This window comes from Mycobacterium sp. 852002-51961_SCH5331710 (assembly GCF_001665535.1).
Lineage (GTDB): Bacteria > Actinomycetota > Actinomycetes > Mycobacteriales > Mycobacteriaceae > Mycobacterium.
Window position 1 is genome coordinate 87,976 of the sequence record NZ_LZSQ01000113.1, and the last position, 14,744, is coordinate 102,719.

A 14,744-nucleotide genomic window follows, 5' to 3' on the forward strand; every position below is an offset into this window, starting at 1 on the left:
TTCAACACCACTTGCCGGAGGGATGGCGTGACGGCGGAAGTGACGACGCGCGACGGCCGTCGACTCGCCTACGAAGAGGTCGGTGATCCGAACGGACCGCTCGTCATCCACAATCACGGCGGGCCCAGCAGCCGCCTTGAGGTTCGCCTTCTGGCCGATTCCGCGACGAGCAACGGCATCCGACTCGTCGGGGTCGACCGCCCGGGCATCGGACGCTCCAGCGTTCAGAAGGCCCGGTCCTACGGCGGCTGGGCGGAGGATCTGACGGCCGTTGCGGATGCACTCGGTCACCGCGAGTTCGGCGTGACCGGATGGTCGGAGGGTGGCCCGTGGGCACTGGCTGCGGCCGCTTACATCGATCCGCAGCGGTTACGTCACGTCAGCAGCATCGCGCCCGGCAGTTACGGCGCGTTCGGCGACAACTCGGCAGCACCGTACCTGTCGAAGGTCGACGCCATGGGTGGTCGGTTGGCGCTCCGGTTCCCTGCGGGATTCAAGCTCATGTACGCCGCGCTGGGCTTGTCCGCCAAGCACATGCGCAACGGATTCCTGAAGACCCTTCGCGGCTCGGTCAACGAGTACGACCAAGAGATCCTCAGCCGGTCCGAGGTCGCGGACGACTTCATGAACGCGGTGGCCGAATGCTTCGCCCCCGGATCGGTCGGCTTGGTACGAGACGCCGAACTGCTCTATCGGCGTTGGGATTTCGATGTCTCGCGGATCGACCGACCCGTGCATCTGTGGCAGGGACTCGACGACCGGCTCGTGCCGGACCCGATCAACAAGGCGGTGTCCGATGCGATGCCGGGCGCGGTCTGGCACCCCGTCGAGGGCGCCGGTCACTTCGTCGCGATCGGCTCAGGCGACGAGATATTCGCCGTCGCGGCAGCCGAACTCCAGACGCCGCGACGTCCTACGCGGTGAGCGTCTCCAATTCGCGCATCGCGGGCGTCGCTATGGGGTCGGTCGCGACGAACTCCGAATAGAGCATCGGCATCGTCGCATCGACGGCGAACATCGTCACACCGCCCGCGTAGTCGGCCACGTAGAGGCGACCACCGCGCGAATCGACCGTCACACAGGACGGGCGGGCTTCGAGGGTGATCGTGTCGATGATCTGCAAGGTGAGCGTGCACAGCACCGCGACATGGTCGTAGTCGACGATGTATGCCCTGCTCTTGTCCTCACCCATCGCAAGTTGGGTTGGGGCACCACCGATCTCGATGATGTCGGTGATGCGCCCCGTTGTCGTGAGGTCCACCACGTGCACCACGCCACCGCGAGCCCGGTCCGAGCTGAGGACGAACGCCGTGTCGTCCGCGAGCGCGATATCGCGAATCGGGGAACCGATCCGCACCGCGCCGCCGACGCGCCCGGTCTCGAGTTCGACTGTGACGACCGCGCTGCCACGCGCATCGGTGGTGGCGACGTAGAGCTTGGTTCCGGTCGGGTCGACGGCGAGTGCGTCGATTCCGATGCCGGCGCCGGTCGCGACGTCGATGGTGCCCACACGGTCGGCGGGGATGTCGATCACCGCGATGTCGATGCGCCCGTCACCGGTGCGCCCGGCGTAGACCCGCTTACCGTCGGGGCTGACCGCGAGCGCCGTCACGTTGTCCGCCAGCGGATACGACGCGATCACCGACCTGGTCGCCGTATCCAGCACGGTGACCTCGTCCTTGTGGCTCCACGAGGAGGTGCTCACGTAGGCGCGGTCGTCGTGGATCGCGACCGCGAACGGTTCACCGTGAACGGCGACGATCGCCTCCGCCGCCAGGGTCCGGGCATTGAGCACGGCGACGCTGTCGTCACCGGGGTGGGTGACCAGCGTGGTACCCGCGCCGGTCGCGGCGATGTCGCCGATCGGCCCTCGACTCAACTCGACGGCACCCAGCGCGGTGGGCCCATGTTCGGGCATCAAAAAGTCAGCCATTGTCTTTCGGTACCTCCGCCGGATGCGTGTACCGGCCCTAGATTCCAAGTCGTATCGCGCCGTTTCGGCGCGGTCTGCAACGAGTCTAGCGACGAATTCGGACATCCCCGGGCGACGCGATAGGCGGGCACCGAGCGTCCCTGTGAACCTCTCAGACACCGCTTAGAAAAGCGCCCGTTACCCGATTGTTACCTCTTGGTGCCTTCGAATAAACGGTTAATGACCTGTGTAAACGGTGGTGCCGCAAGGCGTTCCGAAGAATGTGGCCGACGGCACGTATTACGAATTCTTAGCTTTACGGCCCAAAGTGAGCCGTAGATCACAGGGCGACACGCCAGCAAATCGGCAACAGGCGCCACGACCGTCACACAGACCGCAGAGCGACTACCGCACCAGACGCAGCCTCGGCCTTTGCGGCGGCGACGGCGGCTGCACATTCACCATCGGAATCAGCTCCTCGGGGTCGCACAGCGCCAGCACCCGCGACGCCGCGACGCCTGGGACCACGCACCACGACACGCCCACCCGCAGCAGTCGGGCGTTGAGCGCGTGAAGTGCGGTCACCCCGTCGATCGCGAAGAAGTCCAGACCGGACAGGTCGAGGGTGACACGCGCGGCGTCGGTGACCGCGTCGAGGACGATCGCCGCGAAGTCCTTGACGTTTGCGGCATCGATTTCACCCGTCACCGACACGACGATGTGGTCTGGCCCACCGACGGCGCAGGTGGTGGAGACGACGGACAGCACCCGCCTGGGCTGCGATGGCGGGCGGTGGACCGCGACGACGGACATTTCTCGGTACCCGACCGCGTCCGGTTACCGGGTTCCGCGCTTGGCGCAGGTACCGGATTCAGGACGGTCGACGCCCCGGGGTTCATTACCCATACATGCGCTCGCTTTCTGCGATGGAAGTCAGCGAAGCGCCTTTACCCGCGTCGGCCGCGGACCAAACACACGTCAGGCGGATGTGGCGAACGGCTCATCCGAGGCGAGCCGGCAGTCGTCGAACTCGAGCTGAACGCGGGTGCCTGACGCCGACCCGTCGACAGTCGCGCGGTCGGACAGGGCCCGCATCAACTGGATGCCGCGACCGCGGGTGCTCGCCGCGTCCGGCTCTTTCTCCAACCAGGCGCCCTGGTCGGTGACGATCGCGGTCAGTCGACGCTCCTGGGCGTCATAACGGGCCGTCACGGACATCGTCCCGGCCTGCTCGGAGTCCACGTAAGCGAACTCGGCGGCGTTGGTCAGGGCCTCATTCACCGCGAGCAATAGGTCGCTGAGGCGGTCGGCGTCGAGCGCGAAGTTCGACTTCAACCACTGTGCGAACGCATTGCGGAACTCGGCAACGGTCTGCGCATCAGCAGGACCGTTACTCGAAAAGCCAAGTTCCGTCGGAGCGTTCATGTCGTTTCTGATTACCCCGTCCGGCCGCGGCTCAAGCTGTGATGTTGTCGAGCGCGACGTCGAGCGAGGAAAACAGGTCGATCAAATCGGCGATCCCCGTGATCTTCAGTGGCCGGCTGGTGGCGGAACCCTCCGCGACGACCGCGAAGCGGGTCTCGGTGCCGTCGGTCTGGTTGTGGGTCTCCATCAACACCTGCATGCCCGCGGATCCCAGGAACTCCACGCTGGTCAGGTCGACGATCAGACCGACCGGATCCTTACCCAACGCCGCCTGCACGGCTTCCCGCAGCTGCGGTGCCGTGAGCATGTCGAGGTCACCGGAGGCGGCGACGACAGCGACGCGTCCCACCCAGTTCTCGGTACAAAGTTGTCCGTCCAAGCCTCACCTCTTGTTTGGCAACCACCGTAGCGGTCATGGCCGTTCACGCGAGGCTGCAGTCTTAACCCGCGCAATAGGGTAGCGACTTCACGGTACCGATGCATAAACGGGGACCCATTCGCGCCGGTCAGGGCCCACATGGTCGATGAGTGGTGGGTGGTGCGCCGGCCAAGGGGCAGCGGCGGCTACGCGGGCGAATGCGGCCGGCTGACCAGTTGCACAGCGATCAAATGCAGGGGCGTGTTCTTCTCCTGGGAGAGCTTCACCAGCAGGTTGAACGCGTCAGCGGCGTCGAGATCGAACCGCTCCATGATCATGCCCTTGGCCTGACCGATGATGTCGCGCGATGCCAGCGCGGTCCGGAACTGATCGTCGCGGCGCGCGCTCGCCAATCCGATCGCGGCGTGTGCCGCCACCGCCAACCCCAGGTCCTCGAGTTGCGCGGTGAACGCGTGCGCACGCTCCGAGTACAGGCTCAGCGCCCCGATCTCCGACTCATGGGTATAGAGCTGGATGGACAAGCTGGAGCGCACCGGCGTGACTTCGAGTGCACGCTGCATGAACTGCGACCATCGGTTCTCTGATTCGTAGTCGTCGACGCGCACCGTCACCCGATCGTGGATGGTGTCGACGCAGGGTCCCTGCTGAAGGCTCTCCTGCAGGTTGTCGAGTTCTTTGGGCACCGGACCCGTGGCCGCAACGGAGCGGACCCGCCGACTCTTGGGGTCCACCAGCGAAATGCCCGCATGGTCGACACCCGGCAGGATGCGGACCGCCGTCGCAGTGACCTCGTCGACAAGATTGTCGACGCTCATGTCTGCGCCCTTTTGGCTGTGCAGGCTGCGCGCCAGCCGCGCGATCTCGTCATGAAGACCGCCGGAGTCATCGGTCATGTCCACCCCTGGATCGATTTCCCGGCCCATCGTACGACCGCAAGCCGTCAGGGTTGGGCGGCCCCGAGAATGCGCACGAGATCGGGCTTCATCGCCTGCAGCTGCGAACCCCAATACGCCCAGGTGTGCGTACCGTCTGGCGGGAAGTTGAACACCGCGTTGCGTCCGCCGGACGCGAGGTACTTGCGCTGGAATTCCTTGTTCGTCGACAGGGTGATGTTCTCGAGGAACTGCGCGCTGTACTGCGCCCCGAAGTTTGCGCCGTCGTCGAGTTCGGAGGTCGCGCCGTTGCCGCAGTAGATCCACAGCGCGGTGTTGTTGGCGACCAGCGTGTTGATGTTGGCCATCGGATCATTGCGGCGCCATGCCGGATCCGACGACGGGCCCCACATATCGGTCGCGTTGTAGCCGCCCGCATCCTTCATCGAGAAGCCGATCAACGTGGGCCACAGCCCGCTCGACGGGTTGAGATATCCCGACAGTGAACCGGCGAAGATGAACTGCCTCGGATGCCAGACGGCGAGGGTCAGCGCCGCACTGCCCGACATCGACAGCCCCACAACGGCATTGCCGAGCGGGTCCTGGCCCCGGTTGGCTGCAAGCCAGGCGGGCAGTTCCTGGGTGAGGAATGTCTCCCACTTGTAGGTCACGGTGCCTGCGCTTCCCGCCGCCGGGCGGTACCAGTCGGTGTAAAAGCTGGCCTGGCCGCCAACGGGCATGACGACCGAGATGCCGGATTGGTAGAACCACTCGAACGCACCGGTGTTGATGTCCCAGCCGTTGGCGTCCTCCTGTGCGCGCAGCCCGTCGAGCAGATAGACCGAATGCGGACCGCCGCCCTGGAACTGCACGCGGATGTTGCGGCCCATCGACGGCGATGGCACGTCGAGGGTTTCCACAGGGAGCCCATCCCGCGAATATGCAGCCGCCGTGGGGATTTCGATCCCCACGCACACGAGCACCATCGCGATCAGAGCGACCAAGAGTCTGCCGGCAGACGAATTCACGCGGGGAAGCTAGCAATCCGCGTCCCTGCGAAGAACGCGCCACGCACCGCTTGACCCGCTTGTTACCAAAAGTCAGCCGCGACGTCGCCGGCACGCGGTCAGCAGCCGAGTTCGACTACCGCGAGGCTGACGATGTCGCCGGCGGCGGCGGTCGAGATTCCGAGGTCGTCGCGGATCTTCATCACCGTCTCCGCGGCCGGCACGCCACGTGCCGCCTCCGCGCATACGAAGTTGCCCGCGGAGATCAGCTGATCCGCGCCGAGGAACACGTACTGTTCCTGAAGCTGGCGCACGAACTGGGCATGGTCGGCTGCAGCGGGCGCGGCTAACGCGACCGCGGTGGCAGCGGCAGCGATCAGCAATCCGATGATGCGTCGCACGAAAAATCTCCTTCGATACCTCATTGATGTCGCGCGCTCATCGGCATTGACCGCGCACGAGAAAAGCGCCGGAGCGGGACCCCCGAACACTCCATTTGTCAGTCCAGGCAGATTGACGGCTGCGTCACAAACTACCCGTCGTTAGCCGATCAAAACATTGACGGGTCCGCTAGATAACGTTTTGATAACGCTTGATCACGTGACGGGTGTCTCAAGTATCGGCATCCGCGCAGGTGATTCGCCGCTGCGTCGCGCACCAAGCGGGCGTGCGCGAGGGGTCGAAACTTGCCTGTCATTTTTTGCTGGCATACGGTCATAACGCCGATGACGTAACTGATGTGACTCGATAATTTTGTTCGGTGGTGACAACGCAAGTGACCATTCGCGACCCGGGCTTGGCTCCGGATGAGCGGAATGCTGGTTCGAAAGCGCCAGCAGTACAGCCAATTTCATGGACCAATCATCTTCGGTCGCCCAATGAGGGCGATGCCGTCGCGATGCATCGCCTGGTGGCCGAGACCGAAGTACTCGATCTGAATTCCACATACACCTATCTGTTGATGGCCACGGACTTTGCCAGTACTTCGATTGTGGCGGAGAAAGACGGCCAGATCTGCGGGTTGATCACCGGCTACCACCCGCCCGCGCGACCCGAAGTGCTCTTCGTCTGGCAGGTGGCAGTCGCGGCGACCGCCCGAGGAACCGGACTGGCCAGCGCAATGCTCGACGACCTCGTCCATCGCGTCCGCGCCGAGCGTCGGGGCCACCCCGTCACCGTGGAAGCCACGGTGGCGCCGAGCAACTCAGCGTCCCGTGCGTTCTTCGGTGCGTTCGCTCGGCGAAACGGGGTGCCCCTCATCGAAGAGCCCCGCTTCAGCGCCGCGCACCTGGCCGCCGACCAGTCCCACGAGGACGAGCCGACGGTCCGAATTGGACCCATCACCACACCTTTGGCCGACTAGACACCTCAGAAAGGACACATGTCTACGCCAGCAACACTCCCCCGTCCCGACGAATCCGACCTCCCCGAGGTGTACTCCTCGGTCGAGTCCGAGGTCCGCAGCTACTGCCGGGGCTGGCCGGCCACCATGGCCGTCGCCCAGGGCTCGTGGGTGACCGACACCTCCGGTCGGCGCTACCTCGACTTCTTCGCGGGAGCCGGCGCGCTGAACTACGGCCACAACAACCCCGAGTTGAAGCGGCCGTTGATCGAGTACCTGACCAACGACAACATCGTGCACTCGCTCGATATGGCGACCGCGGCCAAGACGGAGTTCCTGCAGAACTTCGAGCAACTGATCCTCAAACCGCGCGGTCTCGATTACAAGGTGCAGTTCCCGGGGCCTACCGGCGCGAACGCCGTCGAGGCGGCCCTCAAGCTTGCGCGCAAGGTCACCGGTCGTGAATCGATCATCAACTTCACCAACGCGTTTCACGGAATGACGCTCGGTGCACTGTCGGTCACGGGTAACTCGATGAAACGGGCCGGCGCAGGCATCCCGCTGGTGCACGCCACGCCGATGCCATACGACAACTACTTCGGCGGCGCCACCGAGGACTTCCACTGGTTCGAGCGGGTGCTCGATGATTCGGGCGGCGGACTCAACCATCCTGCCGCGGTGATCGTCGAAACCGTCCAGGGTGAGGGCGGCCTCAACGTCGCGCGAATGGAATGGCTGCAGGCGCTCGCCGAACTGTGCAGCCGCCGCGAGATCCTGCTGATCGTCGATGACGTGCAGATGGGCTGCGGGCGCACCGGTCGCTTCTTCAGCTTCGAGGAGGCCGGCATCGTTCCCGACATCGTCACGCTGTCCAAGTCGATCAGCGGATACGGTCTGCCGATGGCGCTGACCCTGTTCCGCAGGGACCTCGACGTGTGGACCCCCGGGGAGCACAACGGAACGTTCCGCGGCCACAACCCGGCGTTCGTGACTGCCAGCAAGGCGCTTGAAATCTATTGGCAGACCGAGACGTTCAGCGACGACACCATCTCCAAGGGTGAGCAGATCCGCGCTCGCCTGGAGAGCATTGCCGCGCAGCATCCGGGCATCAGCGCGCGCGGACGAGGAATGGCACAGGGCCTCAAGTTCGAAGACGCGCCGATGGCCTCGGCGGTGTGCCGCGCGGGGTTCGATCGCGGCGTGCTCATGGAGACCAGCGGCCCCTCCGACGAGGTCGTCAAACTGCTTCCGCCGTTGACCACCTCCGAGGCGGACCTCGACGCGGGCATCGACGTGCTCGCCGAGTCCGTCGCCGCGGCGCTTTCCTGACCACATTCACTTGAAAGGAGCACGACATGATCGTGCGTACCACCGACGAGATCACCGGCACCGATCGCGATGTGTCGGCGAAGGACTGGAGATCCAAGCGCATCATCCTCGCGGGCGACGGGGTCGGCTTCTCCTTCCACGAGACCACCATCAACGCGAACTCCGTCAGCGAGTTCCACTACCGCCACCACGTCGAGGCGGTGTGGGTGGTCGAGGGCACCGGCACCCTGACCAACCACGAGACCGGTGAAGAGCACCCCCTGCGCCCGGGCACCATGTATCTGCTGGACGGGCATGAACGTCACCGCGTCACGTGTGATACTCAGCTTCGGATGCTGTGTGTGTTCAATCCTCCAGTGACCGGCCAAGAGGTCCACGACGAAACCGGTACCTATCCACCCCCGGCGGTGCAAGCAAGTTGAGCGAAACCCGATTCACTGACTCCGTAGACAGATATCCGACGCGCCTCGCGGAACCGTCCGACCCCATCCCCCGCGCCGAGCCAACGGTCTGGGGAAGCGAATCGGACGGCCCACTGGGCGACGCCGACCTCCAGTCGATCGACGCCAACGGTTACCTGCTGCAGCGTGAGGCGGTGGGCGACAACTGGATCTCGACGTTGCGCGGCGAGCTGGACAACATCGACGCCAAGGCCGATCGGGAAGATCCGCGGATCATCCGCGAACCCGGCGGCAGCATCCGGTCGGTGTTCCAACCCCACCTGTTCAGCGATGTCATCTCCGAGGTGATCACCCTCGACACCGTGTTGCCCGTGGCCCGCCAGCTGCTGGGCAGCGACGTCTACCTGCACCAGGCGCGGATCAACCTGATGCCCGGGTTCACCGGGACCGGCTTCTACTGGCACTCCGACTTCGAGACGTGGCACGCCGAGGACGGCATGCCTGCGATGCGGGCGGTGTCCTGCTCGATCTGGCTGACCGAGAACTTCCCCTACAACGGGTCGCTGATGGTGATGCCGGGTTCGCACAAGACGTTCTATCCGTGCGTCGGTGCAACGCCGAAGAACAACCACACGTCGTCACTGGTGAAACAGGAGATCGGCGTCCCGAGCCACGCCACGCTCACCGAGGCCGCCGCCCGCCACGGCATCGACCAGGTCACCGGACCGGCCGGCACGGCCCTCTGGTTCGACTCGAACATCATGCACGGGTCGGGGTCGAACATCACTCCGTATCCGCGGTCGAACGTCTTCCTGGTGTTCAACTCCGTCGAGAACCAACTCGTCTCGCCCTACGCCGCCGAGACCCCGCGGCCGGAGTACCTGGCCGCCAGGGACGGCCAGCCGTTCAACATTCCGTCGCTGGTGCAGTAGTCACGGTGGACGGCCGCGACGGGCGTCCACCGCAACTCGATTGACAGCGACGATCCTCGCCGGCTGATTTGCTCCATATGCCGAGCAGGCCGAGCCCTCCCGGCGATCCGACGCGCTGACATGCGCTTTGGCAGCTACCCGCGGTGCTCCGCTTCGCAAATTGGACAGACGTGGTCGCGCTGCAGACCGAGCGGCTCACCTGGCCCCTGGCGCCTTGACCCTCTCCGCAGGACCGTCACGCGCACAGCAACCTATCGCTCTACAAGTCATGTTTGCCACAGGTATTCCAAGATCGTTCCGTACCGAACGGCACGCGCCTCGACAGCGAAGAGCTCTTGCGGTGCTCATGATCGACCCTGACGACTAATTCGGCGTTTAGCAAGTTCAGAGGCCCATATCTGATGCGGGCACGACGATGGGCGGCACCCGACAGCAATCATCCAACGGAAAACCTGCTGTGAGACTTGCCATGAATATCAACGCTGGCGTAGGTTGCTGACAGCTCGACGCGCAACAAACCAGGGGAGGGGCTATGAAAGCCAGCGCCAAGAAATGCATGACCGCCGGGGTGGCACTTGTGGGGGCAGGTGTCATCGCCGCAGGTCCGGTCGCACCGGCACCAGCGAACATCGCAGATGACAGCCGGTCGTATGAGGTGGCGCTGACCGCCGCCGCGCAGAAGACCGAGATCGACAACCAAATCGAAGCCACGCGGACTTTGCTGGAGGACCTCGCGTCCGGCGGCCTGCTCGAGGACTTCATCACGGGCACCCTCGAGGCGTACAACCGCTCGGGCGCCGACGCCGTGAACAACCCGCGCCCGGTCACCGGGCTCGACGCGGTCGGCCGCATCGGCCAGGGAGTCGCCGCATCAGGTCTGCGGCTGGGCGCCACCGCGCTCGCCCCGCTTCGCCTGATCGAACTCGCCCAAGCCATCAGCGACGGTAAAGGCGAAGAGGGTTTCCGAGCACTGGTGACGAACATCGTCGATGCACCGCTGTGGGTGGTCGACCCCGCGTTGTTCGCGTTGCGTGACGCGTTGCCCGCGCCGCTCGGCGGCAAGGACGGGCTCGTCATGGCCATCCGCGATCAGTTGTACCGGCTCACCGCCGAGATCAACGACGGGTTGGCGCATCCGGGTGCGATGGTGCAGCGCTTCGTCGACGGGACGATCGAAGCGTTCGAAGCAAAGGGCCCGGTCGAGTACGTAGCGGTCAAGGGACCGATCGACGCGTTCTCGCGTGTCACCCAAGGCACCATCGCGAGCGCGCTGAGGCTCGCCGCCGCTGCCGTCCTCGGCCCGGTGGGCGTGATCCAGGTGGCTGCCGCGGTCGCCCAGGGCAATACCGAAGATGCGCTCAAGGCCGTGGAGAACATCGTCGACGGACCGCTGTGGGTGGCCGACCCGGCCCTCTACGGCCTGCGCGATGCGCTGCCCGCGCCGCTCGGCGGACCGAAGAACCTGGTCGAGAACTTCCGCAACGGCCTGTGGAGCGCGACCGAGCGGATCAACGGCGCAATTCACGACGCCGTCGAGGGGTCGGCGCCCGAGGCGGTTGAAGAGAAGAAGACTCTCCTCGCCGGCGACAAGAACCCGGTGGCAGCAACTTTCTCGGCTCGGTCTGCGCAGGACGAGCTGAAGGACGAGAACAGCGATCCCGAAGTGAAGCTCAGTTCGGAGCAGCCGAAGACCACGCAACAGGTGAAGCGGACTCTGCGGGACCTGCTGCCGAAGAAGCCGGCCGTCAACGTGTTCAAGCCGTCGCCGAACTTCTCGACGAACAGCGTGTCGAGCGGTGAGCAACCCAAGGTTGACGCCGCCGGCGACGACGTGACCACCAACGCGCCGGCCGATAAGGGCGCACCGGTTGCCAGCGGTTCAACGGGCGGCACCAACGCCAACAACGACCGGGGTTCGTTCAACAACCGCCGGGGCGCCTTCAACGGCCACCGCAGGGGCAACGATCGCGGCGGAGCGAACGCCACCAACAACGGCGGCGGCGCCGGTGGCGCCAACGGCGAAGGCGGGCAGTCGGGTAACACCGGCAACTAGTTCTTCACCCAATCGGCAGCCCCGGGGCGATTGCGCGCCGGGGCTGTCGACCGTTTTCATCGAACCAACAGAAACGCCGGTTCCGCTCAATTACTTTGGCTCATGTGGAACCACCCCACAGCTTCTTACGGGAGTCATCCGCTTCGGTGGTGCACCACGGGGACTACCTCAACCGGGATCTCCACCGGGCGCTCTGCGGTCTCGTGCTCACCAGCCCGACCACGCACGACGAGGCCGCGAACGACCTGGCCGTCTGCCCCGACTGTGAAGTGAGGCTGGCGGAGTACCACGCCGCATGGTGGCGCGAACGAGCCTTGGCCGCCGAGACGGAGCTCGGAGAACTCCGCGCGGAATACCGCCGGCTGACCGAGCACGATGAGAGTCAGCGCGAACCCGACGTTGTCATCGCCCACGACAGCCCCGGCACCGAGGATGAGCCGACGTCGTTGCTCGGGCACGCGCGGGTCGAGCTCGTGAGTCTGTGCCGCCAGTGCGACGGGGCCGTGCCCTACTGGCGTTTGAAGACAGCCATGCAGGCGTTCAGCGACAAGCTCAGTCCCGACGATCGAGTGCTTCTCGCCCAGGAGATCGGTGCCGACGGAAATCTGATGCGGTGGTCCACGACGGAAGTCGTCAGGCTCGGATGGGAGATCACCAACAGCCCCGTCCGGGAGGAGTCCGAGGCCATGTGGGACGCCTGGACACATGACGCGTACCAGACCCCCAAGAAGAACAAGTGGCGGCTGGGCCGGTCGCGGTCGCGGGACGCCAGTTGACGGCCAATTCCCCGGGCCGCTTGCAACCGCTCTATCTCCTGGCCGACAGCCAGCTGTTGTTCTGGAAGCGCGGCGACCACCTGCTTCTCGAGTCGGCGATCGGTGATCTGGCCGACAACCTGCCGGTCAGCGCCGCCTACATCGGCGCCTCGAACGGCGATCGTCCCGAGTTCTACGAGATCTTCGAAGCGGCCGTGGAGGCCGTCGGGATCACCGACCGACGCATGGTCGATTCGTCTTTCGGCGCGGGCGATCGGGACTTTCTCGGGCGGGCCGGGGTGATCCTCCTCGCGGGTGGCGATGTGCGGCGAGGCTGGAACGTCCTCGAGAGAACCGGGATGGCAGACGTGATCCGGACGCGCTACGCGCACGGCGCGCTGCTGATCGGGATCTCGGCGGGCGCGGTCCAGCTCGGGCTCTACGGCATCGTCGAGAAAGCGCAATCCTCGTCAACCGAGTTGATCAACGTGTTCAAGTTCGTTCCCGCCATTGTCGACACGCACGACGAGCGCTCCGAGTGGGCGCGGCTGGCGGGCGCCATCCAGAGGATGGAGGGAGCCGCGGCGGGACTCGGCATCCCCTCCGGCGGCGGGCTCATCGTCCACGACGACGGAACCGTCGAGCCTTTGCGACTTCCCGTAGACGAATTCCGTTATGAGGCAGCCGGTGTCGTGCACTCTCTGCTCTACCCGCCAAAGGACTGACCGCTACTTGAAATACGGGTCGAGCAATGTCGACCAGGCTTTGTCGAGTTGTTCCCACTCCTCTGGGCATCCAGATGCTCGGTCCTCGGGCAGCTCACCGCTGGATACGAGATCGGCATTGGCCTTGGGGTCCGATCCATAGATCCAGCACTCCAGGTTGTACATCCGGGTCTCGTCCAAGGAGTGTTCATCGGCGAATTCGTCCGCGCTGATCACCGTGTTTTGAGCACCGGAGGCGCCGAACGCACGCGCGAAGTCCTTGACCGCCTGGACAGATTCGGGATCGGCTCGACCGTCTTCGCCGGGGGCCAGCAGGATGTATGCGGCGAGCTGGTCGGCCACGTCCTCCTCGCGTCCGGTCGCGGGCAGGTCGTAGATGCTGATCGTCATGTGCCCCACCTCGTGGTAGAACGTCGCGTACTCGGAGTTCAACGCCGACTCGGTGGGATCGGGATCGCCCGCCTCTCTGAACACTCGCTGCGCCCAGTCCGCATCCTCGTAACAGAGGGTGATGGTGTTGTCGTTGGCACTCCAGAACGCGTTCGGTTGTCCGCACTCCGACCCGCGTAACGAGATGTCGTGCGGCAGCTTGAGCGTCTCGTTGATATCGGCGGCGAGGCTTTCGAGCAGTTGATCGTTCTGCATGATGTCGCGCCCGTTGGCCGCTTCCGGCGTCGTGGCCGCGTCGTAGAAGATGACCATCTCGCCGTCGGCGGGCGCATTGGGGTCCGGAGATGGATCGGGATTCTCTGCGGCCGGAGACTGTTGCGAGTCACGCGATTTCGACTTGGTGGTTGCGTCCGAGGACTCCCCTCCGGAAGCACCACAACCCACCATCAACACCGCGGCCGCCACCACGGGCAGAATCCGAGACGGCCTCACCCGGCGCACACACTCTCCCGTTGATTCAACTGTCACAGGCTGTGTTCCTTTCTCGGTCCGCCGAACGCGCGAATGCTGCGCCGATCCTGGGGCAGGCGCGCACGCGACGGGGCATTGCCGATCAGCGGGATCAGCCTCCGGTGACCTTGTCTTCGTATTCGGGGCAGAACGCCGCCGTTGCCGCGCCGATGAGCACGCCTGCATCGTGTGGATCGAGATGCTCAGCGAGACCGGCGATTTCGCTGTCGAGGGTCGCGCCGTTGGCCCAGTCCGTGCACACACCCTTGCCTGCCTCGACCATGTTGTCAGGGGTGGCGCCCGGCCAGGTGACTCCCGCATCTTCGAGAACGTTGACGAAGACGTCTTCGGGACCGGCCGCCGCCAGCGGTGCACACATGAAGGCGGACGCGGTTAAGCCGCCCAAAATCGCGGCCACGAGATTTGGCTTCATGCTGGTTCTTTCTGCCGTTGACCGAACTCGCCGAATCGTGGCACGACGGAAAGGTTCACGGACGAATTTCGCAAAATGGCTAGCCGAAATTCGAATTGGCTGGCGGGGGCTATTTTCGGCCGCGAAGCTCTCAACTCGACGAATGCGCCGCTGCGGCGAACGGACCATACCGGATGGAATGCAACGACCCGTCATAGTGCCGAAATAAGCGTGCAATAACGCCATTCTTCTGACGCGCGTACCATTCCGAAATATCGAACGGCAGAGTCCCCTACTTCG

Annotated in this window: 17 protein-coding genes; 8 read left to right on the plus strand and 9 right to left on the minus strand. The window is 64.9% G+C overall.

Features of this window, described 5'->3' with window-relative positions; genetic code table 11:
• Positions 1-27 precede the first annotated feature (27 nt).
• The gene (locus A5752_RS20200; RefSeq protein ID WP_067089213.1) at positions 28-924 is read left to right on the plus strand and encodes an alpha/beta fold hydrolase; all 897 of its coding nucleotides are present in this window, start codon (positions 28-30) and stop codon (positions 922-924) included.
• On the opposite strand, the gene A5752_RS20205 is transcribed toward A5752_RS20200, so the two are convergent.
• The 7 genes from A5752_RS20205 to A5752_RS20235 form a co-directional block, all read right to left on the minus strand.
• Positions 914-1,933, minus strand: coding sequence for an MmpL3/TtfA transport complex stabilizer (locus A5752_RS20205; protein WP_082963985.1), 1,020 nt, complete (start codon positions 1,931-1,933; stop codon positions 914-916). The two genes, A5752_RS20200 and A5752_RS20205, sit on opposite strands and share 11 nt — an antisense overlap.
• A 384-nt stretch (positions 1,934-2,317) precedes the next feature.
• On the minus strand, positions 2,318-2,725 hold the full coding sequence (locus A5752_RS20210) for an STAS domain-containing protein (protein ID WP_067089216.1): 408 nt from the start codon (positions 2,723-2,725) through the stop codon (positions 2,318-2,320).
• 165 nt (positions 2,726-2,890) lie between these two features.
• Positions 2,891-3,337 carry an ATP-binding protein gene (locus A5752_RS20215; RefSeq protein WP_067089218.1) on the minus strand — a complete coding sequence of 149 codons (447 nt, stop codon included), beginning with the start codon at positions 3,335-3,337 and terminating at the stop codon, positions 2,891-2,893.
• Positions 3,338-3,368: 31 nt separating this feature from the next.
• Positions 3,369-3,716 (minus strand): STAS domain-containing protein, encoded by a 348-nt coding sequence (locus A5752_RS20220; protein ID WP_067089221.1) that lies wholly within the window; start codon positions 3,714-3,716, stop codon positions 3,369-3,371.
• A 185-nt stretch (positions 3,717-3,901) separates the two neighbouring features.
• Positions 3,902-4,609, minus strand: a complete 708-nt coding sequence (locus A5752_RS20225; protein ID WP_067089591.1) for a GAF and ANTAR domain-containing protein — start codon at positions 4,607-4,609, stop codon at positions 3,902-3,904.
• 47 nt (positions 4,610-4,656) lie between these two features.
• Positions 4,657-5,574 (minus strand): esterase family protein, encoded by a 918-nt coding sequence (locus tag A5752_RS20230; RefSeq protein ID WP_067089594.1) that lies wholly within the window; start codon positions 5,572-5,574, stop codon positions 4,657-4,659.
• A gap of 140 nt (positions 5,575-5,714) precedes the next feature.
• Positions 5,715-5,996: a DUF732 domain-containing protein gene (locus A5752_RS20235; RefSeq protein ID WP_231983464.1), complete on the minus strand. Its 282-nt coding sequence runs from the start codon at positions 5,994-5,996 to the stop codon at positions 5,715-5,717.
• A 497-nt stretch (positions 5,997-6,493) separates the two neighbouring features.
• Here A5752_RS20235 and ectA point away from each other — a divergent pair, with 497 nt between their 5' ends.
• From ectA to A5752_RS20270, 7 genes are all read left to right on the plus strand, one after another.
• On the plus strand, positions 6,494-6,958 hold the full coding sequence (gene ectA, locus A5752_RS20240; protein ID WP_156614048.1) for a diaminobutyrate acetyltransferase: 465 nt from the start codon (positions 6,494-6,496) through the stop codon (positions 6,956-6,958).
• An 18-nt stretch (positions 6,959-6,976) separates the two neighbouring features.
• Positions 6,977-8,266, plus strand: coding sequence for a diaminobutyrate--2-oxoglutarate transaminase (gene ectB, locus A5752_RS20245; RefSeq protein ID WP_067089224.1), 1,290 nt, complete (start codon positions 6,977-6,979; stop codon positions 8,264-8,266).
• Positions 8,267-8,292: 26 nt separating this feature from the next.
• Positions 8,293-8,688: an ectoine synthase gene (locus A5752_RS20250; protein ID WP_067089228.1), complete on the plus strand. Its 396-nt coding sequence runs from the start codon at positions 8,293-8,295 to the stop codon at positions 8,686-8,688.
• On the plus strand, positions 8,685-9,599 hold the full coding sequence (thpD, locus tag A5752_RS20255; protein ID WP_067089230.1) for an ectoine hydroxylase: 915 nt from the start codon (positions 8,685-8,687) through the stop codon (positions 9,597-9,599). Before A5752_RS20250 ends, thpD begins: the two co-directional genes overlap by 4 nt.
• Positions 9,600-10,131: 532 nt before the next feature.
• Entirely contained in the window at positions 10,132-11,652 is a 1,521-nt protein-coding gene (locus A5752_RS20260) for a hypothetical protein (protein WP_067089233.1), read from the plus strand.
• A 104-nt stretch (positions 11,653-11,756) separates the two neighbouring features.
• The gene (locus tag A5752_RS20265; RefSeq protein ID WP_231983465.1) at positions 11,757-12,428 is read left to right on the plus strand and encodes a hypothetical protein; all 672 of its coding nucleotides are present in this window, start codon (positions 11,757-11,759) and stop codon (positions 12,426-12,428) included.
• Positions 12,425-13,132, plus strand: coding sequence for a Type 1 glutamine amidotransferase-like domain-containing protein (locus A5752_RS20270; RefSeq protein WP_067089602.1), 708 nt, complete (start codon positions 12,425-12,427; stop codon positions 13,130-13,132). The genes A5752_RS20265 and A5752_RS20270 overlap by 4 nt, the downstream gene beginning before the upstream one ends.
• A gap of 3 nt (positions 13,133-13,135) precedes the next feature.
• Here A5752_RS20270 and A5752_RS20275 read toward each other — a convergent pair whose 3' ends face one another.
• Positions 13,136-13,969 carry a DUF4344 domain-containing metallopeptidase gene (locus A5752_RS20275; protein WP_067089605.1) on the minus strand — a complete coding sequence of 278 codons (834 nt, stop codon included), beginning with the start codon at positions 13,967-13,969 and terminating at the stop codon, positions 13,136-13,138.
• Between the two features lie 175 nt (positions 13,970-14,144).
• Positions 14,145-14,465 (minus strand): DUF732 domain-containing protein, encoded by a 321-nt coding sequence (locus A5752_RS20280; protein ID WP_067089239.1) that lies wholly within the window; start codon positions 14,463-14,465, stop codon positions 14,145-14,147.
• Positions 14,466-14,744: the final 279 nt, after the last annotated feature.